Source organism: Mycolicibacter engbaekii, from assembly GCF_002101585.1.
Taxonomy (GTDB): Bacteria; Actinomycetota; Actinomycetes; order Mycobacteriales; family Mycobacteriaceae; genus Mycobacterium; species Mycobacterium engbaekii.
The window spans coordinates 1-23999 of sequence record NZ_LQOT01000015.1 but is presented as its reverse complement, the minus strand read 5'-3'; the positions used below and the strand labels follow the sequence as shown (position 1 = coordinate 23999).

Genomic DNA, 23999 nt, shown 5'->3' with positions numbered 1-23999 from the left:
GGGTGTTGAACTTGTAGTTGATCTCGGTCTGCCCGCCGGTGCCGACCTCGTGGTGGCCGCGTTCGACGGTGAAGCCGCCGTTCGTGAGGTTGGTCGCCATGGCGTCGCGCAGGTCGACGAACCGGTCCGTGGGGGCGACGGGGAAGTAGCCCCCCTTGGGGCGGACCTTGTAGCCGAGGTTGGGACTGCCGTCGGCTTCGGTGGTGCGGCCGGTGTTCCACCAGCCGGCGCCCGAGTCCACGTGGTAGAACGAGCCGTTGATCTGGGAGTCGAAGCGCACCGAGTCGAAGATGTAGAACTCGGCTTCGGCGCCGAAGTAGGCGGTGTCGGCGATGCCGGTACTGGCGAGGTAGTTCTCCGCTTTGCGCGCGACGTTGCGCGGGTCGCGCGAGTAGGGCTCGCGGGTGAACGGGTCGTGGACGAAGAAGTTCAGGTTCAGCGTCTTGGCGGCCCGGAAGGGGTCGATGCGGGCGGTCTCGAAGTCGGGCAGCAGCATCATGTCCGACTCGTGGATGGACTGGAATCCGCGGATCGACGACCCGTCGAAGGCCAGCCCGTCCTCGAAGACGCTCGCATCCAGCGCGGCGGCCGGGATTGTCAGATGCTGCATCTGACCGGGCAAGTCGCAGAACCGGATGTCGACGTACTCCACGTTCTCGTCGGCGACGAGCTTGAGAATGTCGTCGGCCGTCTTGTCGGTCACTGAACTGTTCTCCTCCGCTGGTAGCCCCCGCAACCCGGGGTTTCCGGCGCTGACGTTACGCAACCTCGGGTTGCCCCGCCGACGCCGGGTCGCCATTACGGTCCGCCTATCGTAGGGGCCATGAGCCGCACGTTCTCCTCGTGGTTGTCGGGGCCGGAGTCTGCCGGTCCCGACGGCCCCGACACCGCCCCCGGCCAGCGCCTGGGCCTGCCCGCCAGCGGCCCCGGATCGCTGGCTCCGACGGGGCGGCGCCTGGTGGCGCTGGCGCTGGACTGGCTGGTCGGCTACGGGCTGGCCGGTCTGGGCGTGGCAGCCGGTGTGGTGACCCCGGAGTATCTGGCGACGGTGGTACTCGGGATCTGGCTGGTGCTCGGCGTGGCCGCCGTGCGACTTTTCGGATTCACCCCGGGGCAATACGCCTGCGGGTTACGGGTGGTCCCGGTGGACGGGCCCGGCCTGGGCATCGGGTTGGGCCGAGCAACGGTGCGCGGACTGCTGATCGCCCTGGTGGTGCCGGCGCTGTTCACCGACGCCGACGGACGCGGGCTGCAGGACCGGGCCACCTCGACCGCGGTGGTGCGCAGCCGCTGACCGCTGGGGCGGCTAGCGCCGGCGCACCGCACGCTGGACGCCGCGCACCTTCGCGCCGCCGGGCAGCGGTCCCTTGGGCATGGCCGCGGGCCCGCTTCGCGAGCTGAGCGCGGCCAGCCGCGACTCCAGCGAGTCCATCTGCTTGGTCGAGATATTGGCCGGCAACTTGGTCAGGAACCGCTCCAGCTTGGCCAGCGGCACCTCGCCCTCGCCGTTGCCCACCACCACGTCGTAGATCGGTACGTCGCCGACCAGCCGGGCGGTGCGCTTCTTCTCCTGGGCGAGCAGTGGCTTGAGCCGGCTGGGGGAGCCTTCGGCGACGAAGATGACGCCCGGGCGCCCGATCACCCGATGCACGGCATCGAGCTGGCCGGTGGCGGCCACGCCGGGGGTGACGCGCCATTTGCCGCGCAGGTTCTCCAGCGCCCACGCCGCCGCCCCGGCCTGCCCCTCGGCCTTGCGGTAAACCGACCGCTGCGCGCGCCGACCGAAGATCACGAAGGCCACCAGGGCGCCCAGCACCAGGCCCAGCGGGATGGTCGTCACCTTGGCGAAGGTGCCGCCGTTGAGCGCCAGCGCGGTGGTCACCCCGACGACCAGCACGAAGGCGCCGGCCATGTAGGGCACCAGCCGCTTGTCCTCTTTGCGCTGGAGCTGGAACGCCTGCCACAGCTGGGCACGGCGCTGCCTGCTGGCGTTCTTGCGGGCGGCTTTGGCCTCCGCCCGGGCAGCCTTGTTCTCGGCGGTGTTGCGCGGTCTGGGCATAGCTACCAAGGATACGCAGCCGGGCCCGCCGCCCCCCGGGGCGTCAGCCGGCCGAGGTGCACTGGCCGCGGTTCGCCCGGTTCTCCAGCGCCTGCTGGTAGAGCCGCCCGGCGCGATACGACGAGCGCACCAGCGGCCCGGACATCACCCCGGCAAAGCCCAGCTGCTCGGCGTAGCGGGCGTGCTCGACGAACTCCTCGGGCTTGACCCAGCGCTCGATCGGATGATGCCGAGCAGTCGGGCGCAGGTACTGGGTGATGGTGACCAGCTCGGCACCCGCCTCATAGAGGTCTGACAGTGCGGCCCGGATCTCTTCGGGGGTCTCGCCCATGCCGAGGATGAGGTTGCTCTTGGCCACCAGCCCGGCGTCGCGGGCCTGGGTCAACACGTTCAGGCTGCGCTCGTAGGAGAACCCCGGGCGGATCAGCTTGAAGATGCGTGGCACGGTCTCGACGTTGTGTGCCAGCACTTCGGGACGCGAGTCGAACACTTCGCCGAGCAACTCGGGCCGTCCGCCGAAGTCGGGGATCAACAGCTCCACGCCCGTCGACGGGTTGAGCGCCTTGATGGCGCGCACCGTCTCGGCATAGAGCCAGGAGCCCTGGTCGGGCAGATCGTCGCGGGCGACACCGGTGACCGTCGAATACCGCAATCCCATCGACTGCACGCTCTCGGCGACCCGGCGCGGCTCGTCGCGGTCCAGCTCGGGCGGCTTGCCGGATTTGATGAGGCAGAACGAACAGTTCCGGGTGCAGACCTCGCCGCCGATCAGGAAGGTGGCCTCGCGGTCCTCCCAGCACTCGTAGATGTTGGGGCAGCCGGCTTCCTCGCAGACCGTGTGCAGTTTGTCCTTCTTCACCAAGACCTTCAGGTCGGTGTAGTTAGGTCCCATTCGCGCACGGGTTTTGATCCACGATGGCTTGCGTTCGATCGGCGTCTCGGCGTTGCGTGCTTCGGCACGGCTTAACCTACGACCTTCTCCGACGGCGCTCACGTGGTCGATGTTACGCGCGGAGCCGAATGGTCGCGCACCGGCAGGACACCGTCGAGAGCGTCGACGACCGCGCTCGCCACCGCCTGCCGCACATCCTCGACGCGGATGTCACAACCCAACTCCGCCGACAGTGAAGTCACTCCGGCGTCGGTGATCCCGCACGGCACGATCGAACCGAACGCACTGAGATCGCAGTCACAATTGAGCGCGAATCCGTGCAGCGTGGTGGCGCGGGCCACCCGCACGCCGATCGCGGCGATCTTGCGGGCCGGCCGGCCGTTCCCGGCCGGCAGCCACACCCCGGATCTTCCCTCGACCCGAGTTGTGTTCAGGCCCAAGTTGTTACACACCTCGATGAGTGATTCTTCAAGACGCCGAACGTAATTCACCACGTCCAGCGGCTCGGCCAGGCCGATCACCGGGTAACCCACGAGCTGGCCCGGGCCGTGCCAGGTGATCTTTCCGCCCCGGTCGGTGTCGACCACCGGGGTGCCGTCCACCGGGCGTTCCTGCGGTTCGGTGCGGCGCCCGGCGGTATAGACGGGGGGATGCTCCAGCAGCAGCAGTGTGTCGCGGCCCCCGGCTGCCCTGGCCTCGGCCAGGTCGCGTTGCAGTTGCCAGGCGTCGCTGTAGTCCAGGGTGCCCAGCTGGCGCACCTCGATCGGCTCGTTGCTGGATCGGATGGACACCATGCTCGCAGGCTACCCGCCGCGCTGCCGCTAGAGCGGGGTCGGCCGGGAAGTGGCGTAGGCCAGGGCCTCGCCGACGGTGGGGTGCTCGAAACGGAACCCCGCCTGCTCCAGCACGGCGGGGATGGCCCGCTGCCCGGTGAGCAGGCTTTCGGCGAACTCGCCGAGCCCGGCCCGGACCGCGAAACCGGGCAGCAGCATCGGGGTACGGCGGCCCACCGCCCGCCCGAGCGCGGCGGTGAACTCGGCGTTGGTCACCGGGGCCGGACCGGTCAGATTCACCGGACCCGACACCTCGTGGCTAATCGCGAACAGCAGTGCGCGCACCTCGTCGACCATGCTGATCCACGACATGTACTGCCGGCCGTTGCCGATCCGGGCGCCCAGTCCCCAGGAGAACAACGGCTGCAGGCGCCCCACCACGCCGCCCGCGGGCGAGAGCACGATGCCGGTACGAGCCAGCACCACGCGAACCCCGGACTGCTGCGCGGTCGCGGTCGCCGCCTCCCAGTCTTGGGCGAGTCGGGCCAGGAAATCCGTTCCCCCCGGTGCGGATTCGTCTACGGTGCGGCTGCCGGTGTCGCCGTAGTAGCCGACGCCGCTGGCGTTGACCAGCACCGGGATGCCGGCCTCGGCAACCGCTGCCGACAGCACTTCGGTCGGGGCGATCCGGCTGTCGCGCAGGCTCTGCTTGAACGCACCCGACCAGCGCCGGTCACCCACGCCGACGCCGCAGAGGTTGACCACGGCGTCGACGCCGGCGAGCGCGCCGACATCGATGTCGCCGGCGGCCGGATCCCACTGCAGCTCACCGGAGCCGGCGGGGGCGCGCCGCACGATCCGCAGCACCTGATGACCGTCGGCGCGCAACGCCGAGACCAGTGCCGAGCCGATCAGTCCGGATGACCCGGCGATCGCGACGACAGGGTTACCCACAGCTCAATCCTCTTGCAGCGCTTCTCGCTTCGGTCCTCAGAGGCCCAGGTCCGCCTCGAAAGCCGCTTCTTCGAGCCGGTTCTTGATTGTGGTCACGAACCGACCCGCGTCGGCGCCGTCGATCAGGCGGTGGTCATAGGTCAGCGGCAGGTAGCAGACCGAGCGCACCCCGATCGACTCGTTGCCGGCGTCGTCGACGATGACCCGGGGCCGCTTGACGATGGCACCGGTTCCCAGCATGGCGGCCTGCGGCGGCACCAGGATCGGGGTGTCGAACAGCGCGCCCTGGCTGCCGATGTTGGTGATCGTGAAGGTGCCCCCGGACAGCTCGTCGGGCTTGAGGTTGCCGGAGCGGGCCCGCGCGGCGATGTCGGCGATGGCCCGCGCCAGTCCGGCGAGGGAGAGGTCACCGGCGTTGTGGACCACCGGGGACAGCAGTCCCTGCTCGGTGTCCACCGCGAAGCCCAGGTGCTCGGCGTCGTAGTAGGTGATCTCGCCGGCGTCCTCGTTGTAGCTGGCGTTGACGTTCGGGTGCGCCTTGAGGGCGTCGATGACCGCCCGGGCGATGAACGGCAGGTAGGTCAGGTTCACGCCCTCGCGCTCGGCGAAGTCGGCCTTGGCCCGGGCCCGCAACGCCACGATCTTGGTCATGTCGACCTCGTGGGTCTGGGTGAGCTGGGCCGTGGCCTGCAGCGATTCCCGGGTCTTCTTGGCGGTGATCTGGCGAATCCGGTTGGCCTTGGCGGTGGTGCCACGCAGGTGCGCCAGCGCCGAGGCGGGTGCCGCGGCTGCCGGGCGCGAGGCGGCCGGTGCCGCCGGTGCCGACGCAGCGGCCGGTTCCTTGCGCTGCTGGGCCTGCTTCTCGGCGAAGGCCAGCACATCCTGCTTGCGGATGCGCCCGCCGACCCCGGTGCCGGTGACCAGGCTCAGGTCCACGTTGTTGTCGGCGGCGAGCTTGCGCACCAGCGGGGTCACGTAGCGCGCGGCCTCGCCGTCCTGGGCCGGCGCGCCAGCGGACGGCGCCGGTGCGGGTTCGGGCTTGGCCTGCGGCGCAGGTGCCGGTGCAGGTGCCGGCTCGGGCTTGGCCTGCGGCGCAGGTGCCGGTGCGGGCTCGGGCTCGGGCTGGGCCTGGGGTTCGGGGGCCGCAGGTGCGGGGGCCGCCGGCTCGGGCGTGGGCTCGGGTGCGGCCGCCGGGCTGCCCGAACCGATTCGGGCCAGCTCTCCGCCGACCTCGACGGTGGTGTCCTCGCCCGCGGTGATCGACAGCAAGGTGCCGGCCACCGGCGACGGGATCTCGGTGTCGACCTTGTCGGTGGAGACCTCCACCAGCGGCTCGTCGACCTCGACGCTGTCGCCCACCTGCTTGAGCCAGCGCGTCACGGTGCCCTCGGTGACCGATTCGCCCAACTCCGGCATCAGCACCGGGGTGCCGTCTCCGGCGGGTGCCGACGATGCGGCGGGTGCGGCAGCGGCCGGTGCTTCGGCAGCCGGTGCCGGCTCCTCGGCAGCGGGAGCCGGTGCTTCGGCGGCGGGAGCCGGCGCCTGCGCCTCCGGTTCGGCCGGCGCCGAGGTGTTCTCGCCGGCCTCGCTGATCACCGCAAGCTCGCCGCCGACCTCGACCGTGGTGTCCTCACCGGCGATGATCTTGGTCAGCACACCCGATGCCGGCGACGGGATCTCGGTGTCGACCTTGTCGGTGGAGACTTCCAGCAGCGGCTCGTCGACCTCGACGGTGTCGCCTTCCTGCTTGAGCCAGCGGGTCACCGTCCCTTCCGTGACGCTCTCACCGAGGGCGGGCATCTGGACTGAGAAGGCCATCGTTGTTGACTCCTTGCTCGATCGATCGCTGCACTTCGTCCTCTGGATACCACAGAGTGGCGGGGCGAGGGCGGTGCCCAGGTGGACTGTCGAAACCATCCTGTCATTGCGGGCCTTGCCCGCACGCACCGAGGTGGCGGTGCAACGCCTTGCGCCGCCGTGCGCTACGGCACGGCGAGCGCTGCGCCACAAGCCCGTCTGGCGGGCTTGGCAGCCGTCACCCGTTCGCGGCGATGTCTTCCAGCACCGCGAACATGGTGCGCGTCGGCACCCCGGTGCCGCCCTTTCCGGTGTACCCCCACGGGCCACCGGAGTTGTACGCCGGCCCGGCGACGTCGATGTGCACCCATTCGACACCGTCGGCCACGAACTCACGCAGGTACACCCCGGCGACCAGCATGCCCGCGAAACGCTGGCCGCTGACGTTGGCCAAGTCGGCAACCGTCGACTTCAGGTCGTCTTTGAGTTCGTCCGGCAGCGGCATCGGCCAGCCGTTCTCGCCGACGGCCTGCGAGATCGCCGCCACCCGGTCGCGGAAATCCTCCGAGCCCATCACCCCGGGGATGCGCGCGCCGAGCGCCACCGTCTGCGCGCCGGTCAGCGTCGAGGTCTCGATGAGATAGTCCGGGTCGTCCTCACAGGCCCGCACGATCGCATCGGCCAGGATCAGGCGGCCCTCGGCGTCGGTGTTGAGCACCTCGACGGTGGTGCCGCCGTACTGCGTCAGCACGTCGCCCGGGCGCTGGGCGGTCGACGACGGCATGTTCTCGGCCATCGGCACCGTTGCGGTCACATCGAGTGGAAGGCCGCGGCGGGCGGCCAGCACCACCGTGGCGATCACGGCGGCCGCCCCGCCCATGTCGGAGGTCATGTGGTGCATCGAGGCGGCCGGCTTGATCGAGATACCGCCGGTGTCGAACGTGATGCCCTTGCCGACCAGCGCCACCTTCTTGGCGCCACCCGGGTTGGGCGCCAGGCGCGACCCGCGGTGAGTCAGCCGCACCAGTCGCGGCGGGCGTGCCGAACCCTGGCCCACCCCGATCACGCCGCCGAATCCGGCGTCGGCCAGCGCCGCCTCGTCGAGCACCTCGACCTCCAGTCCGGCGGCCTCGCCCAGTGCCCGGGCGCGCTCGGCGAACTCGGCCGGATACAGGTGGCTCGGCGGGGTGTTGACCAGGTCGCGGGCGGTGATCACCGCCGCGGCGATGTCGGCTCCCCGGGCGGCGCTCGCTTCGGCTCCGGCCGCCGACGTCAGCACCGTGAGACTCTGCAGACCGGGATCCTTCGGCGCCGTCTTGTCGGAGCGGAAGGCGGTGAACCGGTAGGCCCCCAGCAGTATTCCTTCGACGCCGGCGGCCACCAGGTCGTCCTCGTCCTGGCCGGGCAACCCGCTCAGCGTGCTGATCGCCGAGGTCGTGCCGTTCAGCGAGCGAGCCGCGGTTCCGGCGGCGCGGCGCACCACGTCGGCCGGCCAGGATTCCCGGGCCTTGCCCAGGCCCACGGTCAGCACGCTGGCCACCGGTAGCGATGTCACGACCAGCCGGTTGACCTGCTCGCTGCCGCCCTTGGCGCCCAGGGCGCTCAGGGCGGCCTCGATCTCGGCGACCGCCTGGGCGGGCAGCGCGGGCTCGGTCGCGGCGACGACGGCGCCGCGCTCACCGGACTGCCCGTCCGGCTCGGATTCGTCGCCGGCCGAGACCACCGGCACGATCAGCACCGCCTGGTCGGCGTCGGCGGGCAGTGAGTCGGCGACGGTGACGGTGGGGGCAGGGGAGTGGTGTTCGGTGCTCACAAGCACTCACCCTAACGATCGAAGTGCGGGTGCAGCTGGTATGCCGGGACCGGTTCGTCGAACCCTTTGAGCGTCAACGGATCCTGAGCTATGACCGGCCAGTTCGGCAGTTCGGCGCGCACGCAGGAGGAGACGAGCACCTGTCCGGGTGCGGCGACGTCCACCAGGCGGGCGGCCAGATTGACCGGGGTGCCGAAGTAGTCGCCGTTGATCGCGACGATCTCGCCGTAGCCCAGGCCGGCGCGCACCTGCAGGCCGGCCGCGCGGGCCTCCGGGTGATTGACCAGGTCCATCGCCGCTCGGGCCAGCAGTTCGCCGGTCGCGCTCACCCACATCACCGCGTCGCCGATGAACTTGACCACCCGCCCCCCGTCGCGGTGCACCACGTCGGCGACGGTGGCGGTGAAGTCGGTCAGCAGCGCGGCCAGCTCGGTGGAGGTGAGCACCCTGGTCAGCGCGGTGAACCCGGTCAGGTCGGCGAAGCCCACCCCGCACATCAGCCCCATCGTCGGCCCGCCGGCCAGGCCCTCGAGGAAGGTCCGAAGAGTGACCTGGTGCTGGCGGTGGACGGCGTCGATCATGGCGCCGATGCGCGGGATGTACTCCGCGACCGAGCGCCACGCCCGGGCGGTGCGCAGCTCGTCGCGGGTGTGGCCGAGCCACATATCGGGCTCGCTGAGCCGGATCATCGACGACTCGGCCTCGGCCAGCCGCGCCATCGTCGCTCCCAGAACTCGCAGGAAGCCGTCGACGGACTCGCCGAGGTTGGACCGCATTTGGCGCCAGGTGGCCAGTGCGTCCACGTCGGCCTGGCTCAGCGCGGGCGTGTCCGGGCGGGGGACGGTGAGCCCGAGCATCCGCCAGGCCTGGGCCACCTCGGCCACCGGCACGTCGAGGGCCTCGGCGGCGGACTGCAGGGTGTAGGTCGGGGGACCCGAGCGGCCGACGGCGTCCCCGGCCAGGCCGAACAGCCTGCCCTGGAGCTCGGCCTGCACCATCTCTTCGGCGGTGAACCCCAGAGCGTCGAGGTATTCGATGAGGCCGGCGCGGGTCCTGGCATCTGCGATGCCGGCAGCTTCGAGCGCATCCCAATCCACCATTTACATAAGTGTGCCCACTAGGCTGGCTCGTCGTGAGCGAACTGCAACACGGACCCTTAGAAGACCGGCACCGCGCCCTGGGCGCCAGTTTCGCCGAGTTCGGCGGCTGGCTGATGCCGGTGTCCTACGCCGGTACCGTCGCCGAGCACAACGCGACCCGCAACACCGTGGGCCTGTTCGATGTCAGCCACCTCGGCAAGGCGACCGTGCGGGGTGCGGGCGCGGCCGCGTTCGTCAACGCCACGCTGACCAACGACCTCGGCCGGATCGCGCCGGGGCAGGCGCAATACACGTTGTGCTGCAACGAATCCGGCGGCGTCATCGATGACCTGATCGCCTACTACGTCGCCGACGACGAGATCTTCTTGGTGCCCAACGCCGCCAACACCGCGGCGGTGGTGTCGGTTCTGCAGGAGGTGGCGCCGGCCGGGGTGACGATCACCGACGAGCACCGCTCGCGGGCGGTGCTGGCGGTGCAGGGCCCGCGATCGGCCGAGGTGGTGGCCGGGCTCGGGTTGCCCACCGAGATGGACTACATGGCATTCGCCGACGCCGACTTCGCCGGGGTGGCAGTCCGGGTGTGCCGGTCCGGCTACACCGGCGAGCACGGCTTCGAGCTGCTGCCGGAGTGGGATTCCGCGGAGGTGGTGTTCGACGCGCTGGTGGCCGCCGTGGCGGAGGCCGGCGGCGAGCTGGCGGGCCTGGGCGCCCGCGACACCCTGCGCACCGAGATGGGCTACCCGCTGCACGGTCACGAACTGTCGCCCACCATTTCGCCGCTGCAGGCCCGCTGCGGCTGGGCGATCGGCTGGAAGAAGGAATCCTTCCTGGGGCGCGACGCGCTGCTGGCCGAGAAGGCAGCCGGTCCCACGCGGCTGTTGCGGGGGCTGCGCGCCACCGGTCGCGGGGTGTTGCGTGCCGACTTGGCGGTGCTCGACGGTGACCGGCGGGTGGGGGTCACCACCTCGGGCACCTTCTCGCCGACGCTCAAGACCGGCATCGCGCTGGCGCTGATCGACGTCGACGCGGGCGTGCAGGACGGCGCCCAGCTGGCCGTCGACGTGCGGGGCCGCGCGGTCGAGTGCGAGGTGGTGACCCCGCCGTTCGTCACGGCAAAAACCCGCTAGCGCACCGGTTATACAATCGCTGCATGACGAGCAGCCTCCTCGACTTCCACGTGTCGGTCACCACCAACCCGACGCCCGACGAGGTGCGCGAATCCATTTTGGCTGAGCCGGGTTTCGGCAAGTACCACACCGATCACATGGTGTCGATCGACTACACCGCGGACGCGGGTTGGCACAATGCTCGGGTCATTCCCTACGGGCCCATCGAATTGGACCCGTCGGCCATCGTCTTGCACTACGCACAGGAAGTGTTCGAAGGCCTCAAGGCCTACCGGTGGACCGACGGATCGATCGTCTCGTTCCGGCCCGAGGCCAACGCCGCCCGGATGCGGGCGTCGTCGCGGCGGCTGGCCATCCCGGAGCTGCCCGACGAGCTGTTCATCGAGTCGCTGCGGCAGCTGATCGCCGTGGACGCGGCCTGGGTGCCGGCGGCCGGCGGCGAGGAGTCTCTGTACCTGCGCCCATTCGTCTTCGCCACCGAGCCCGGGCTGGGCGTGCGCCCGTCGAACGAGTACCGCTGCCTGGTGATGGGCTCGCCGGCCGGCGCGTACTTCAAGGGCGGGATCAAGCCGGTCAGCGTGTGGCTGTCGACGGAGTACGTGCGGGCCTGCCCGGGTGGGACCGGCGCCGCCAAGTTCGGCGGCAACTACGCGGCGTCGCTGGTCGCCCAGGCCCAGGCCGCCGAACATGGCTGCGACCAGGTGGTCTGGCTGGACGCCGCCGAGCGGCGCTACGTCGAAGAGATGGGCGGCATGAACCTGTTCTTCGTGTTCGGCACCGGCGGCTCGGCGCGGCTGGTGACGCCGGAACTGTCCGGCTCGCTGCTGCCCGGCATCACCCGGGACTCCTTGCTGCAGTTGGCGACCGATGCCGGTTTCAGCGTCGAAGAGCGCAAGCTCGACGTCAGTGAATGGCAGAAGAAGGCCGCATCGGGGGAGATCACCGAGGTGTTCGCCTGCGGGACGGCCGCCGTCATCACGCCCGTGTCCCACGTCAAGTCCGCCGAGGGCGAGTTCACCATCGCCGACGGTCAGCCCGGTGAGGTGACCATGGCGCTGCGCGACACCCTGACCGGAATCCAGCGCGGCACCTTCGCCGACACCCACGGGTGGATGGCCCGGCTGGACTAGCCCGGTACGCCCGGTGTGCCGGGTGTCCCGTCGGGGCTGCCCGGACCACCATTACCGCCGGAGGCGCCGGCACCGTCGGTGGTGCTGCCGCCGGCGCCGCCCACACCTCCGGCACCGGTGGCGCCCGGGTGCGCAACTCCACCGGCCCCGCCGGTTCCACCCCAGCCGCCCACCGCGGTGCCCTGGACCGCGGTGATCGCATTGCCGCCGGCGCCGCCGTCGCCGCCCACACCGCCGGTGACATCGTTGTAGCCGTCGGCTCCCGCGTCGACGAGGCCGTCGGCGGTGCCGCCGACGCCGCCGGTACCGCCACCGCCGCCGAGAGCGCCTTGGCCGATAGCGGCGGTACTTCCACCCGTGCCGTCACCGCCCGTGCCGCCGTCGCCGCCATTTCCACCGGTGCCGCCGTTGAAGGCCGTACCGCCGGCACCCCCGGTCCCGCCGTAACCCCCCTGGCCGAAGCCGCCGCCGAGGTTGCGGATTCCCGTGCCGTCGCCGCCGGAGCCACCGGCCCCACCGACGCCGCCGGTGCTGCCGATTCCGATGCCGCGGCCGCCCTCGCCGCCAGTGCCGCCGGTGCCGCCCACCCCGGTGATGTGGCCGAAGATGTCGAGACCGCTACCGGTGCCACCGCTACCACCTGCACCGCCCGCACCACCGGTGCCGCCGGCACTGCCGACGCCGCCCCCGCCGCCGCCACCACCACCACCGGTGGTGCCCAGGGCGGCGGCGGCCCCGATGCCGCCCACACCCCCCACGCCGCCGCTGTCGGCGCCGCCGTGACCGCCGTTGCCGCCGGCGCCGCTGCCTGCTATGCCGAACCCCGATGGCCCACCGTCACCGCCGGCGGCACCGATCGCTTCGCCGCTGCCGTTGCCGCCTGCGCCCCCGTCGCCGCCCGCGCCGCCGAATTCCCCGAAGCCACCCCATCCTCCGCCGTTGCCGCGACCCGCGGAGTAGCCGACGCCGCTGGCGTCGCCGCCATTGCCACCGTTGCCGCCGTCGCCTCCGGTGCCGGAGTACCTGCCGCCAAGGCCGGTCCCGCTGCGTCCGCCTCCCCAGCCGACTCCACCGTCGCCGCCGTGTCCAGAGGTGGTGCCGCCGTCGCCGCCGTTGCCGCCGTTGCCACCGGCCCCGCCACTGCCACCCACCCCGGTGACGGTGTCACCGCCGTTGCCACCGAGACCGCCGTAGCCGCCGGCACCACCGTTGCCTGCCGTACCCGCGGACCCGCCGTCACCGCCGTTGCCGCCCGCACCGCCGATGCCCCCGTCACCGAAGAGCGCGAAGGTGCTTCCCCCGTCGCCGCCGTACCAGCCGTCACCGCCCACGACGCCGGCCGCGCCGTTGCCGCCGTCCCCGCCGTTCCCGCCGGCTCCGCCGTTGCCGAACAGCCAACTCACCGCATCGCCGCCGTCGCCGCCATAAGAACCGTTGAAGCCGGCGGCCCCGTCTCCGCCGTCTCCGCCGGCGCCACCGTGGCCCATGAAGATGCCCCCGTTGCCGCCGTCGCCGCCGTCGCCGGGATAGTCGCCGGAGCCGAAACCGCCGCCGTGGCCGCCGTCGCCGCCGTTGCCGAAGAATCCGGCGTTGCCTCCGTTGCCGCCCCAGCCGCCGACTGCGGTGCCGCCGTCGCCGCCGTCGCCGAACCACAGCCCGCCGGCGCCCCCCATGGCCTGTTCGTTGGTGCCGCCGTCGATCCCGTCGGCGCCGTTGCCGATCAGCAGTTGGCCATTGCCGAAGGTGTCGTTGATCCAGTCGCTGATCGCGATGCCGGAGGGGGTGACCAGCCAATCCTGGCCGGCTGCATACAGCGGGGCATAGACCCAAGTCTCGAACAGCTCCGCCATGGTGGGGTCGCCCGCGGCAGCCGGGCCGAGCGCGCTGTCCGGGCCGCTGAAGCTGCTCAAAAAGCTGCCCCAGTCCGCTGTTTCGAGTCCGGCGGTACCTTCGCCGGCCAGCCATGCCCAGGCCGGGTCGACAAGGTCGACGACCCAATCGATCAGCGGATCCGCCTGGGCCGGTGCGCCGGCCAGTGGGCACATGGCGAACGTCAAGAACGCGCCGGCTGTGCCGCCCAGCCCCAGCAGCCTGGTGGAGCGGCCGGGGTGGTTGGGGAGGTTCGTACGGCGCCGATGAAGTCGCTGAAGGTCCATGATCCGCTCCTCATGATTCCGACCGTCTGATCAGCGCCGACGCTATGGTCGTTCACAGGATGCGGATGCAGTAGTCCAGTACTGCACTTTCGGCCGGATCACCAGCTCGGGGAAGTGCGGGGTGGCCTCTGGCGCGCCCCACCGCCGCGAGCGCCAGCCTCGCGGCGGGAGATGCTGGGTGATCAGCGGCGCAAGTCGGGGGGGCCCGCCGACGCGTTCGGCCAGCGGAGACAGATCCTCGGTCATCTCGTGCCAGTAGGTGGAGTCATCCCAATCATCGAAGGTGCCGTCGATCATCGCCTTACGTGATTCACGGCTTCGCTTGCTGTAGTTGTGGTGACGCCCCATCTGATATCCCCCTTTAGTTAACGGTGCATGTTAACGTTCGTTCCACGATACGCGCAATAGCGGGGCGGGGAATCACCCATTCGGAGAATTATCCGCCAGACCGGACAGTTTCGGAAGTCGCAGCAGGCTGGGCCGGGGCCGTCAGAGCGCGGCCATCGTCACCGCGGCGACCGCGGTGGCGCCCTCGACGACCGCGCCCAGCACATCGCCGGTGATCCCCCCGAAACGGCGCACGCAGTGTCGGACCAGGGCGACCGAGCAGGCCAGCGCCAGGGCCACGGCCACTGGCCCATGCCATGGCTGCGCACCGGCGGGGACCGCCGCCGCGAGCAGCGCCGCCACCCAGGCCGCCGCCACCGGCAACGGCTGGCTGCCGGCCACCGTCGCGCCGAGCACGCTGCCCTCGGCCGCGGGTACCGAACGCCGGCAGGCCAGCACGGCGGCCACCCGGCCCGCACACACCGCGAGCACGATCTGCCCGGCGCCCAGCAGCGGGAACGCCGTCGCCTGCAATCCGATTACCAGCACCACCGCGACCACCCCGAACGGGCCGGTCGCACCTTCGCGCATCACCTGCAGCGCCTGGGGGGCGGGCCGGTAGCAACCCAAACCGTCGGCGGTGTCGGCCACCCCATCGATGTGCAGGCCCCGGGTGGCGGCCAGCAGCGCCGCCACCGCCAGCAGCCCCGTCACCGGGCTGCCCGGTCCGAAGGCCAGCCCGCCGGCCCACACCACGCCCGCCGCCAGTGCCCCCAGCGCGGCGCCGATCACCGGCAACGCCGTCAGCGCGCCACGGCCCGGCGGGCCGGTCATGGCTGCGGGGAGCCGCAGCGCCGTGCCGAACCCCGCCGCGGCGGCCAGCGACCGGATCACCCGGACGCCCCGTCGGCCGGCCCGGACACCCCCGCCTCGGCGAAAGTGGCCATCGACGACAACGCCGCAACCGCGGCGCGCAGCACCGGGAGGGCAACCGCGGCGCCGGTGCCCTCGCCCAGCCGCATCTGCAGGTCGAGGATCGGTTCGGTGCCCAGCGCGGCGCACGCCAGCGCGTGTGCCGGCTCGGGGGAGCGGTGACCGGCCTGCCACCAGGCCCGTGCGCCGGGGGCCAGCCGATCAGCCACCAGGGCAGCAGCCGTGGAAGCCAGGCCGTCGAGCAGCACCGGGGTGCGGCGTACCGCCGCCTGGGCGCAGAAGCCCGCCAGCGCCGCCAGGTCCGCGCCCCCGCAGCAGCGCAGCAGTCCGACCGGGTCCGCGTGCTGCGGGCGCGACCGGAACAGCGCGTCGCGCACCGCCGCGGTCTTGCGCGCCCAGCCGGCATCATCGATCCCGGTCCCGTGCCCCACCGCCTCGGCGGGTTCGGCGCCGGTCAGCGCGGCCACCAATGTCGTTGCGACGGTGGTGTTTCCGATGCCCATGTCGCCGGGTATCAGCAGGTCTGCCCCGCTGTCGACTTCCTCGTCGGCGATCCGCCGGCCGGCCTCGAGTGCGGCAACCACCTCGTCGTGGGTCAGGGCGTCCTCGCTGGTGATGTCGCCGCTGCCGCGGCGCACCCGGTAGGCGCTGAGTGTCCCGGCCGGGTCACCGGGGATCGGCCCCGCGACGGCCATATCCACCACGCGCACTCCGGCCCCGCCGACGGCGGCCAGCGCGTTGACGGCCGCCCCGCCACGGTCGATGTTGGCGACCATCTGCGCCGTCACCTCCGGGGGATAGGCCGACACCCGTCCGCGGGTCACGCCGTGATCGCCGGCGAACACCACGATGCGGACGCGTTCGAACTGTCGTGGCGGGCACTGCCCCTGGCAGGCCGCCACCCAGACCGACAGCGCCTCCAGGCGGCCCAGGGAACCCGGCGGCTTGGTCAGCGAGGTCTGCCGGGCGCGGGCGGCGGTCGCCGCCGCGGCATCGGGCGGGCTGACCGGGGGGAAATCCATCGCTGTCGGCGGCCGGGCAGCGCTTTAGTTGAGGCGTTCGCCGCGCCGCACCTGCGGGCGCGGCGCCCGCATGCGGCGCACCGTCGACGCACGGCCTGCGGCATAGAGCCCCAGCCGCCAACGGCTTTCGGTGTTGTCCGGGAATTTCTCGTCGACCAGGCGGCCGACCTTGCGGGCCACCAGCACCCCGTCGAGCGCCATCAGGAGCATCAACAGCATCATCGCCGGCGAGATGTAGTACTGCACCTGCGGCAGGGCCATCATGATGAACATCAGCCCCAGCGCCACCGGCATGAACAGGCCGAGCAGGTTGTATCGGGAGTCGACGATGTCGCGGGCGTAGCGGCGCACCGGGCCCCGGTCGCGTTCCAGCAGCGCCGACTCGTCGCCGGCCAGCATCCGCTCCCGCCGTTCGGCCATCCGCTCCCGGCGCTGCGCCTTGGCGATCCGGCGTTCCTCTTTGCTCAGCTTCGGGCCGGCCAGCGACTTGCGCCGGGCCCGGGCCTCCGCGGCGGTCATCGGAGCCGGCGCCACCGGACCGCGCCGCTTTCCGGCGCTGCGCTTGGGGGTGGGCCGGCCCTTGGGGGCGGTGCCGCCGCCACGGGCGGAGTCCGCCGTCTCGGCGCCGTCGAGAGAGACGGCGGAGACCGCGGACTCAGCGGACTGAGCCTCGTCTTTTCTGCGCCCCGGCACTTTCACGCCCGCCAGATTACTTGTCCGGCCCGCCCGGCCTGCGCCGCCGTCCGTCCGGCTTTATAGCCTGCGCAGATGGGTGATCACCCGGATCCCGGCGGTGCGGCCGGTGGAAAGTCGCTGCGGGTCCTGATCGCGCCGGACTGCTACGGCGACAGCCTGACGGCGCCGCAGGCCGCCGCCGCCATCGCGACCGGCTGGCGTCGCAGCCGCCCGCAGGACCGCCTGGTGATCGCGCCGCAGTCCGACGGCGGCCCCGGTTTCGTCGAGGTGCTGGCCACCGCCGTGGGCACGGTGCGCCGGTCGCGGGTCAGCGGGCCGCTGGCCGAGGACCTCGACGCGGAATGGGGCTGGGCCGCCGACACCGGCACCGCCTACCTGGAATGCGCCCAGGCCTGCGGCCTGGCCCGGCTGGGCGAACCCGCCTCGCCGCAGACGGCGCTGGCGGCCCACAGCCGGGGAGTCGGGCAGCTCGTCGCCGCGGCGCTGGCCGCCGGGGCGCAGCGGATCGTGGTCGGGCTCGGCGGGAGTGCCTGCACCGACGGCGGCCGCGGCATGGTCGAGGAACTGGGCGGCCTGAGCGCCGGTCGCCGGCGGCTGGCCGGAATCGAGCTGATCGCCGCCTGCGACGTCGAGCACCCGCTGCTGGGTCCCCGGGGTTCGGCCCGGGTGTTCGGGCCGCAGAAGGGCGCCGACCCGGCCACCGTGGCCGTCCTGGAGCGCCGGCTTGCCGCCTGGGCATCGCAGCTGGACGCCGCGGCCGGGTGGCCGGTCAGTGCGGCGCCGGGTGCGGGCGCGGCCGGGGGGATCGGCGCGGCGCTGCTCGCGCTGGGCGGCGCGGTCGAATCCGGGGCGCAGATCGTGGCGCGGCACACCGGTCTGGCGACCGCGCTCGCCGACACCGACGTCCTGGTGACCGGCGAGGGCCGCCTCGATGAGTCGTCGCTGCACGGAAAGGTGGTCGGGGCGCTGGCGGCCGCGGCCCGAGCGCGGGACACTCCGGTGCTGGTGCTGGCCGGGCAGGTCGCCCTGGAGGAACCGGTGTGGCGGCGCGCGGGCGTGGCGACGGCCCGGGCGATGGCCGAGCACGCCGGTTCGGTGCCGCTGGCCTTGGCCGACGCGGCGAACCAGCTGATCGGTCTGAGTGCCCTCACCGCAGCCCAGTTCGGCGATCGTGAGGAGAATCCGCCGGGTTCGCCGCGTGGGTAGGGAACCTGTTGGCGCAGGGTATCGTTGCTGAAGTGGGCTTGAACTCCGGGCATCGGGGTGGGGCCCGCCCCATGACAATCGCAGTAGGGAGACGCAATGACTGTTCAGGATCAGTCGGCCACCGAGTCTCACGGCGTGGTTTTGACCGATGAGGCCGCGGCCAAGGTGAAGTCGCTGCTGGAACAGGAGGGCCGCGACGATCTGACCCTGCGTATCTCGGTCCAGCCGGGCGGCTGTGCAGGCCTGCGCTACAACCTGTTCTTCGACGACCGCACCCTCGACGGTGACATGATCGCCGAGTTCAACGGGGTGAAGCTGGCCGTCGACCGGATGAGCGCGCCGTACCTGCAGGGTGCGGAGATCGGCTACGCCGACCAGATCGACAAGCAGGGTTTCACCATCGAGAACCCCAACGCCGGCGGCTCCTGCTCGTGCGGCGACTCGTTCAACTGAGCGCCTGACGGGCGGTCGCAGGCCGGGTGCGGCGGGTCGCCGCAAAACGGGCTGCTAGCACCTCAGCGTCGGCGGCCGGTGACTGCCCGGCGGGGAGCCGGTGACACCGGACCGCTACCGTGGGTACCCACATCCAGGCCCATGGTGACGAAACGAGGGGGATAGTTCAGTGACGATTGCGGTGACCGGTTCGATCGCGACCGACCATCTGATGCGCTTTCCGGGTCGGTTCTCCGAACAACTGCTGGCCGATCACCTGCAGAAGGTCTCGCTGAGCTTCCTGGTCGACGACCTGGTGGTGCATCGCGGCGGCGTGGCGGGAAACATCGCCTTCGCCATCGGTGTGCTCGGCGGCGACGCCGCGCTGGTGGGCGCCGCGGGCGCCGACTTCGCCGACTACCGGCAGTGGCTGGTGTCGCACGGCGTCAACTGCGACCACGTGCTGACCTCGACGACCGCGCACACCGCCCGGTTCGTGTGCACCACCGACGTGGACATGGCCCAGATCGCGTCGTTCTACCCGGGCGCGATGTCGGAGGCCCGCAACATCTCGCTGGCCAAGCTGGTCGAGGCCGCCGGGAAGCCCGAGCTGGTGATCGTCGGGGCCAATGACCCCGAGGCGATGTTCCTGCACACCGAGGAGTGCCGCAAGCTGGGCCTGGCGTTCGCCGCCGACCCGTCGCAGCAGTTGGCCCGGCTGACCGGCGAGGAGATCCGCAAGCTCATCGACGGTGCCACCTACCTGTTCACCAATGACTACGAGTGGGACCTGCTGCTGTCCAAGACCGGCTGGACCGAGGCCGACGTCATGAAGCAGGTCGGCCTGCGGGTTACCACCCTGGGTGGCGACGGTGTCGACATCGTCTCCCCGGACGGCTCCCGCGTTCACGTCGGTGTGGTGCCGGAGAAGTCCCAGACCGACCCGACCGGGGTCGGCGACGCCTTCCGCGCCGGTTTCCTGACCGGTCGCAGCGCCGGGCTGAACCTGGAGCGTTCCGCGCAGCTCGGTTCGCTGGTGGCGGTGCTGGTGCTGGAGTCCACCGGGACCCAGGAGTGGACGTGGGACCGCGCCACCGCGGTGAGCCGGCTGGCCGACGCCTACGGCGACGCCGCCGCGGCCGAGATCGACGCCGCGCTGCAGTAACTGATCCGCTGACTCTGCGCTCACCAGGCACAAGTGCGAGTAGGTGCCCTGGTGGGCGCAGAGTGAACGGGCCCCCGGCCAGCCGCTGGCTAGAGCCGCACCGGGTATTCCGGCTCTTTGATGTCGGGCACCACGCTGTGCTCGACGAAGATGGCGTGCCAGAGCATGAAGATCAGCACGGTCCACAGCCGACGGCTGTGATCGGCGGCGCCGGTGCGGTGCTCGTCGAGCATCGAACGCACCGCGGCCACGTCGACCAGGTGATCGGCGCCGGTGGCGTCCACCATCGCGTACGCCCACTCCACCAGCTCGCCGGCCCGCAGCCAGTGCCGCAACGGCACCGGGAAGCCCAGCTTGGGCCGGTGCAGCACATGCGCGGGGATGATCGGCTCCAGCGCACGCCGCAGCGCGTACTTGGTGGTGGTGCGGGTGATCTTGGCCGACACCGGAAGCCGTGAGGCCACCGCGAAGACCTCGGGGTCCAGGAACGGCACGCGGAGCTCCAGGGAGTTGGCCATCGTCATCTTGTCGGCCTTGACCAGGATGTCGCCGCGCAGCCAGGTGAACAGATCGAGGTGCTGCATGCGGGCCACCGGATCCCAGCCGACCGATTCGGCGTACACCGGCGCCGTCACGTCGGTATGGGTCCAGTCGGGGCAGAAACCCGGCAGTACCGCCCGGAGTTGCTCGTCGGAGAAGCTGCGCGCGTTGCCGTAGTAGCGCTCCTCGAGCGTCAGCGAGCCGCGGTGCAGCAGGCTCTTGCCGCGCATTCCCTCGGGCAGCGGTCGTGACGCCCGGCCCAGCGACCGGCGCACCGGGGCGGGCAGGTAGTCGAACGGGCGCAGGGAAAGGGGCTCGCGGTAGATCGTGTACCCGCCGAACAACTCGTCGGCGCCCTCGCCGGAGAGCACCACCTTGACGTGCTTGCGGGCCTCGGCGGCGATGAAGTACAGCGGCACCAGCGCAGGGTCGGCGACCGGGTCGTCGAGGTACCACACGATCTCGGGCAGCGCGGCCACGAACTCGGCCGGGCTGACCACCTTGACCACGTGGCGGGCGCCGATCGCCTCGGCGGACGCGGCGGCCACGTCGATCTCGGAGAACCCCTCCCGCTCGAACCCGGTGGTGAAGGTGATCAGCTTGGGGTTGTGCCGCATCGCCAGCGCGGCGATCGCGGTCGAGTCGATGCCGCCGGACAGGAACGCGCCCACCGTGACGTCGGCGCGCATGTGCTTGGCCACCGAGTCCTCGAGCACCGCGGTGATCTCGTCGTAGCGCGCCTGCTCGGTGTCGCGGGTGATCGGCGTGGCGTCGAACCGCGGCCGGAAGTAGCGGGTGGTCTGCGGCGCGTCGCCGGGCCGAATCCGGGCGTAGCAGCCCGACTCCAGCCGCCGGATGCCGCGGTGCAGCGTCTCGGGCTCCGGCACGTACTGCAACACCGTGTAGTGCTGGACGGCGCGGGTGTCGATGGCGGTGTCGAAACCGACCACCTCGGCCAGGTCCAGCAGGCACTTCTTCTCGCTGCCCACCACGGTGCCGCCCGGCCCGGAGGCCATGAACAGCGGTTTGATCCCGAACGGGTCGCGGGCGCAGAACAGCTGGCCGGCCACGGTGTCCCACACCGCGAAGGCGAACATGCCGCGCAGGCGGGTCAGCACGCCCGAACCCCAGTAGTGGTAGCCGGCGACGATCGCCTCGCCGTCGCCGTCGGTCGCGAACACCGCGCCGTGCTCGGCGGCCAGCTCCTCGCGCAGCTCCAGGTAGTTGTAGATCTCGCCGTTGAACACCAGCTCGTAGCGCTCGGGTGCCTCCGGGGGGCCCCACCGCATGGGCTGGTGGGAATGGGCGATGTCGATGAACGACAGCCGGTTGAAGCCGAACACCACCCGATCGCCGGCCCAGATGCCGCCCGGCTCGTCGGGTCCGCGGTGGCGCATCAGGTGGGTCGCGCGCGCTACCGCGCCGGCGACTTCGGCAACGTCAGGGCCGGGTGTCGTGCCGGCCGGGGCACAGACGAAGGCCAGCAGACCACACATGGGGTCTCAGTATGCCGCACCGGAATCGGCCGTCGGCGGTGTAGGCCTGCGCGGGGGCGCCGCAGATCCGGGGGAGGCGGCGGCGCCGGTCAACACACCGGAGCGGCCAACCGGCAGGTACGTCGAGACTCGGTGATCCGGGTGGTCTACGCTGCGTAGTATTCGACTGCTCCGCCGGGTCAGTCGGCCCGTTCTGTGACTCGAGGAGGCACCAAGGTGACACGTCGCGGGCAGGGCGTTGCGCATCGCCGTCTGCGTCGACCGCTGGCTGCGGCCGGCGTGCTCGGACTGCTGGCGGTAACGCTCAGCGGATGCAGCGTCGACTGGACCGACATCGTCGGTTTCGGCTGGCCGAAGGGCATCACCCCTCAGGCCGAAGCCAACTACAAGCTGTGGATCGGCATGGTCATCGCTTCGGTGGTGATCGGTGGGCTCGTGTGGGGAATGATCTTCTGGTCGATGATCTTCCACCGCAAGAAGGCGACCGACACCGAGCTGCCGCGCCAGTTCGGCTACAACATGCCGCTGGAGCTGGGACTGACCGTCCTGCCGTTCCTGGCCGTTGCGGTGATCTTCTACTTCACCGTGGTGGTGCAGGAGGAGATGCTGCACCACGAGCCGGACCCCGAGGTGGTCGTCGACGTCACCGCCTTCCAGTGGAACTGGAAGTTCGGTTACCAGAAGGTCGATTTCCACGACCACACGCTGACCTACGACGGCGCCGACCCAGCCCGCAAGGAAGCCATGACGTCCAAGCCCGAGGGCACCAACGCCCACGGCGAGGAACTGGTGGGACCGGTGCGCGGTCTCAACGTCGAGGACCGGACCTACCTGAACTTCGACAAGATCGAGACGGTGGGCACCACCAACGAGGTCCCGGTGCTGGTGCTGCCGAGCGGCAAGCGCATCGAGTTCGTCCTGAACTCGGCCGACGTCATCCATTCGTTCTGGGTGCCGGAGTTCCTGTTCAAGCGTGACGTCATCGCCTGGCCCGAGCGCAACAACCAGGTGAACACCTTCCAGGTCTCCGAGATCACCAAGGAGGGCGCGTTCGTCGGCCACTGCGCCGAGATGTGCGGCACCTACCACGCGATGATGAACTTCGAAGTCCGGGTGGTCTCGCCCAACGACTTCAAGGCCTATCTGGATCAGCGCATCGCCGGGAAGACCAACGCCGAGGCGCTGGAGGCGATCAACCAGGACCCCCTGGCGACGTCGACCTTCCCGTTCGACAGCCGTCGTGGCCTGCTAGCCCCCCAAGCCAGCAACAAGTAGGGACAACCTCATGCGCATCGAATCCAGGCTGTTCGAGTTCGTCGCCACCTTCTTCCTGGTGGTCGGGGTGATCTATGCGGTGCTGACCGCGAAGTTCGCCACCGGTGGCGTGGAGTGGGCAGGCACCACCGCGTTGTTCCTGACCGGCATGATGGCCATGATCGTGGCCACCTTCTTCCGGTTCGTGGCGCGGCGGCTCGACACCCGTCCCGAGGACTACGAAGCGGCCGAGATCAGTGACGGCGCCGGCGAACTGGGCTTCTTCAGCCCGCACAGCTGGTGGCCGATTCTGGTGGCACTGTCCGGATCGGTGGCCGCCGTCGGGATCGCCCTGTGGCTACCGTGGCTGATCGCCGCCGGCGTGGCGTTCGTGCTCTCGAGCGTGGCCGGTCTGGTCTTCGAGTACTACATCGGTCCCGAAAAGCACTGACCACACACCTGCGACTCGGCCGCCGTGTCGACCCGTTTGGGTAGGGTTGCCGATGCACAATGACCAACGGTGGTTGATGTAGACCGCAACCGGCCACGGCACGGCGCCGTGGCCGCAGCGGTGTGAAGAGGATAGGCGGGAATGAGCGGGCCGAATCCCCCAGCGGCGGGCTCTGGAGAAGAGGGCTCCGGCAGCGGTCAGCCGGCCTCCGACGGCGCACCCGAGGCGGGCGCCGGCGGGGACATCCAGCCCCTTGACGACCTCGCGGCGACGCCCACGGCGCCGGCACCGGACAGCACGGCCTACTCCCAGGCCTACTCGGCTCCCGAATCCGAGCAGTTCCTGAGCGGTCCCTACGTCCCGGTGGATCCGCGGCTCTACGACTACGACACCTACGACGTCCCCGACGAACCGGATCCGGACGCCAAGACCCCACGCTGGCCATGGGTGGTCGGTGTCACCGTGATCATCGCCGCGATCTCGCTCGTGGTGTCGGTGGCTCTGCTGTTCGCCCGCACCGAGACACAGGATCTGGCGACGCCGGCCACGACGACGAGCACCGCCCCGGTGCCGCCGGTACAGGACGAGATCACCCGAACCACTCCCAGCAGCACCGTGCCGCCGCCGCCCCCGCCCGAGATCCACCAGGGCCACCGTGGCCGCCACGCTCATGCCC

General features: G+C 71.1%; 22 protein-coding genes and 1 pseudogene. 9 read left to right on the top strand and 14 right to left on the bottom strand.

Annotation, left to right across the window (positions count from 1 at the left end; genetic code table 11):
• On the bottom strand, window positions 1–703 hold a 703-nt coding region (locus AWC02_RS03270), incomplete at its 3' end, for a glutamine synthetase beta-grasp domain-containing protein (protein WP_207567984.1).
• 120 nt (window positions 704–823) lie between these two features.
• Between AWC02_RS03270 and AWC02_RS03265 the strand changes: the two genes are divergently transcribed.
• Window positions 824–1294, top strand: coding sequence for an RDD family protein (locus tag AWC02_RS03265; protein WP_085127200.1), 471 nt, complete (start codon window positions 824–826; stop codon window positions 1292–1294).
• Window positions 1295–1306: 12 nt separating this feature from the next.
• Here the strand turns inward: AWC02_RS03265 and AWC02_RS03260 are convergent, their stop codons facing one another.
• From AWC02_RS03260 to AWC02_RS03230, 7 genes are all read right to left on the bottom strand, one after another.
• Complete coding sequence (locus AWC02_RS03260; protein ID WP_085127198.1) at window positions 1307–2059, bottom strand: DUF4191 domain-containing protein; 753 nt, start codon at window positions 2057–2059, stop codon at window positions 1307–1309.
• Window positions 2060–2102: 43 nt separating this feature from the next.
• Window positions 2103–3053: a lipoyl synthase gene (locus AWC02_RS03255; RefSeq protein WP_085127196.1), complete on the bottom strand. Its 951-nt coding sequence runs from the start codon at window positions 3051–3053 to the stop codon at window positions 2103–2105.
• Window positions 3050–3745: a lipoyl(octanoyl) transferase LipB gene (gene lipB, locus AWC02_RS03250; RefSeq protein ID WP_085127194.1), complete on the bottom strand. Its 696-nt coding sequence runs from the start codon at window positions 3743–3745 to the stop codon at window positions 3050–3052. Before lipB ends, AWC02_RS03255 begins: the two co-directional genes overlap by 4 nt.
• A 27-nt stretch (window positions 3746–3772) precedes the next feature.
• Entirely contained in the window at window positions 3773–4678 is a 906-nt protein-coding gene (locus tag AWC02_RS03245) for a TIGR01777 family oxidoreductase (RefSeq protein ID WP_085127192.1), read from the bottom strand.
• 36 nt (window positions 4679–4714) lie between these two features.
• On the bottom strand, window positions 4715–6496 hold the full coding sequence (gene sucB, locus AWC02_RS03240) for a 2-oxoglutarate dehydrogenase, E2 component, dihydrolipoamide succinyltransferase (protein WP_085127190.1): 1782 nt from the start codon (window positions 6494–6496) through the stop codon (window positions 4715–4717).
• Window positions 6497–6713: 217 nt separating this feature from the next.
• Complete coding sequence (locus AWC02_RS03235) at window positions 6714–8288, bottom strand: leucyl aminopeptidase (protein ID WP_085127187.1); 1575 nt, start codon at window positions 8286–8288, stop codon at window positions 6714–6716.
• 11 nt (window positions 8289–8299) lie between these two features.
• A complete protein-coding gene (locus AWC02_RS03230; protein ID WP_085127185.1) occupies window positions 8300–9388 on the bottom strand; it encodes an adenylate/guanylate cyclase domain-containing protein in 1089 nt (362 codons plus the stop codon).
• Window positions 9389–9420: 32 nt separating this feature from the next.
• Here AWC02_RS03230 and gcvT point away from each other — a divergent pair, with 32 nt between their 5' ends.
• Complete coding sequence (gene gcvT / locus AWC02_RS03225; RefSeq protein WP_085127183.1) at window positions 9421–10515, top strand: glycine cleavage system aminomethyltransferase GcvT; 1095 nt, start codon at window positions 9421–9423, stop codon at window positions 10513–10515.
• Window positions 10516–10538: 23 nt separating this feature from the next.
• Window positions 10539–11645 carry a branched-chain amino acid aminotransferase gene (locus tag AWC02_RS03220; protein WP_085127181.1) on the top strand — a complete coding sequence of 369 codons (1107 nt, stop codon included), beginning with the start codon at window positions 10539–10541 and terminating at the stop codon, window positions 11643–11645.
• Here AWC02_RS03220 and AWC02_RS22810 read toward each other — a convergent pair.
• The 5 genes from AWC02_RS22810 to AWC02_RS03190 form a co-directional block, all read right to left on the bottom strand.
• Window positions 11642–13801: a hypothetical protein gene (locus AWC02_RS22810; protein ID WP_165757833.1), complete on the bottom strand. Its 2160-nt coding sequence runs from the start codon at window positions 13799–13801 to the stop codon at window positions 11642–11644. The genes AWC02_RS03220 and AWC02_RS22810 overlap by 4 nt on opposite strands.
• A gap of 42 nt (window positions 13802–13843) precedes the next feature.
• Window positions 13844–14149 (bottom strand): hypothetical protein, encoded by a 306-nt coding sequence (locus AWC02_RS03205; RefSeq protein ID WP_085127179.1) that lies wholly within the window; start codon window positions 14147–14149, stop codon window positions 13844–13846.
• Between the two features lie 141 nt (window positions 14150–14290).
• Window positions 14291–15022 (bottom strand): adenosylcobinamide-GDP ribazoletransferase, encoded by a 732-nt coding sequence (locus AWC02_RS03200; protein ID WP_085127177.1) that lies wholly within the window; start codon window positions 15020–15022, stop codon window positions 14291–14293.
• A complete protein-coding gene (cobT, locus tag AWC02_RS03195; protein WP_085127175.1) occupies window positions 15019–16083 on the bottom strand; it encodes a nicotinate-nucleotide--dimethylbenzimidazole phosphoribosyltransferase in 1065 nt (354 codons plus the stop codon). The genes AWC02_RS03200 and cobT overlap by 4 nt, the downstream gene beginning before the upstream one ends.
• A gap of 24 nt (window positions 16084–16107) precedes the next feature.
• Window positions 16108–16782, bottom strand: a complete 675-nt coding sequence (locus tag AWC02_RS03190; protein ID WP_085127173.1) for a DUF3043 domain-containing protein — start codon at window positions 16780–16782, stop codon at window positions 16108–16110.
• Between the two features lie 114 nt (window positions 16783–16896).
• Here AWC02_RS03190 and AWC02_RS03185 point away from each other — a divergent pair, with 114 nt between their 5' ends.
• From AWC02_RS03185 to AWC02_RS03175, 3 genes are all read left to right on the top strand, one after another.
• Window positions 16897–17985 carry a glycerate kinase family protein gene (locus tag AWC02_RS03185; protein ID WP_237160304.1) on the top strand — a complete coding sequence of 363 codons (1089 nt, stop codon included), beginning with the start codon at window positions 16897–16899 and terminating at the stop codon, window positions 17983–17985.
• Window positions 17986–18081: 96 nt separating this feature from the next.
• Window positions 18082–18438, top strand: a complete 357-nt coding sequence (gene erpA / locus AWC02_RS03180) for an iron-sulfur cluster insertion protein ErpA (RefSeq protein ID WP_085127169.1) — start codon at window positions 18082–18084, stop codon at window positions 18436–18438.
• Window positions 18439–18607: 169 nt separating this feature from the next.
• The gene (locus tag AWC02_RS03175) at window positions 18608–19582 is read left to right on the top strand and encodes a carbohydrate kinase family protein (RefSeq protein ID WP_085127167.1); all 975 of its coding nucleotides are present in this window, start codon (window positions 18608–18610) and stop codon (window positions 19580–19582) included.
• Window positions 19583–19671: 89 nt separating this feature from the next.
• On the opposite strand, the gene asnB is transcribed toward AWC02_RS03175, so the two are convergent.
• Complete coding sequence (asnB, locus tag AWC02_RS03170; RefSeq protein ID WP_085127165.1) at window positions 19672–21618, bottom strand: asparagine synthase (glutamine-hydrolyzing); 1947 nt, start codon at window positions 21616–21618, stop codon at window positions 19672–19674.
• A gap of 216 nt (window positions 21619–21834) precedes the next feature.
• On the opposite strand from asnB, the gene ctaC reads away from it, so the two are divergent.
• The 3 genes and pseudogenes from ctaC to AWC02_RS03155 form a co-directional block, all read left to right on the top strand.
• Window positions 21835–22893 carry an aa3-type cytochrome oxidase subunit II gene (gene ctaC, locus AWC02_RS03165; protein WP_419179196.1) on the top strand — a complete coding sequence of 353 codons (1059 nt, stop codon included), beginning with the start codon at window positions 21835–21837 and terminating at the stop codon, window positions 22891–22893.
• A 10-nt stretch (window positions 22894–22903) separates the two neighbouring features.
• A complete protein-coding gene (locus AWC02_RS03160) occupies window positions 22904–23323 on the top strand; it encodes a cytochrome c oxidase subunit 4 (RefSeq protein ID WP_085127162.1) in 420 nt (139 codons plus the stop codon).
• A 141-nt stretch (window positions 23324–23464) separates the two neighbouring features.
• Window positions 23465–23999 (top strand): annotated as a pseudogene (locus AWC02_RS03155) (MmpS family transport accessory protein); the annotation flags it as partial.

Bases quoted from the DNA above. Each gene is read 5' to 3' on its own strand.
- AWC02_RS03205 (WP_085127179.1), bottom strand. From the start codon at position 14,149: ATGGGGCGTCACCACAACTACAGCAAGCGAAGCCGTGAATCACGTAAG.
- erpA (WP_085127169.1), top strand. From the start codon at position 18,082: ATGACTGTTCAGGATCAGTCGGCCACCGAGTCTCACGGCGTGGTTTTG.
- lipB (WP_085127194.1), bottom strand. From the start codon at position 3,745: ATGGTGTCCATCCGATCCAGCAACGAGCCGATCGAGGTGCGCCAGCTG.
- AWC02_RS03160 (WP_085127162.1), top strand. From the start codon at position 22,904: ATGCGCATCGAATCCAGGCTGTTCGAGTTCGTCGCCACCTTCTTCCTG.
- sucB (WP_085127190.1), bottom strand. From the start codon at position 6,496: ATGGCCTTCTCAGTCCAGATGCCCGCCCTCGGTGAGAGCGTCACGGAA.
- AWC02_RS22810 (WP_165757833.1), bottom strand. From the start codon at position 13,801: ATGGACCTTCAGCGACTTCATCGGCGCCGTACGAACCTCCCCAACCAC.
- asnB (WP_085127165.1), bottom strand. From the start codon at position 21,618: ATGTGTGGTCTGCTGGCCTTCGTCTGTGCCCCGGCCGGCACGACACCC.
- AWC02_RS03260 (WP_085127198.1), bottom strand. From the start codon at position 2,059: ATGCCCAGACCGCGCAACACCGCCGAGAACAAGGCTGCCCGGGCGGAG.
- AWC02_RS03220 (WP_085127181.1), top strand. From the start codon at position 10,539: ATGACGAGCAGCCTCCTCGACTTCCACGTGTCGGTCACCACCAACCCG.
- AWC02_RS03265 (WP_085127200.1), top strand. From the start codon at position 824: ATGAGCCGCACGTTCTCCTCGTGGTTGTCGGGGCCGGAGTCTGCCGGT.
- cobT (WP_085127175.1), bottom strand. From the start codon at position 16,083: ATGGATTTCCCCCCGGTCAGCCCGCCCGATGCCGCGGCGGCGACCGCC.
- AWC02_RS03230 (WP_085127185.1), bottom strand. From the start codon at position 9,388: ATGGTGGATTGGGATGCGCTCGAAGCTGCCGGCATCGCAGATGCCAGG.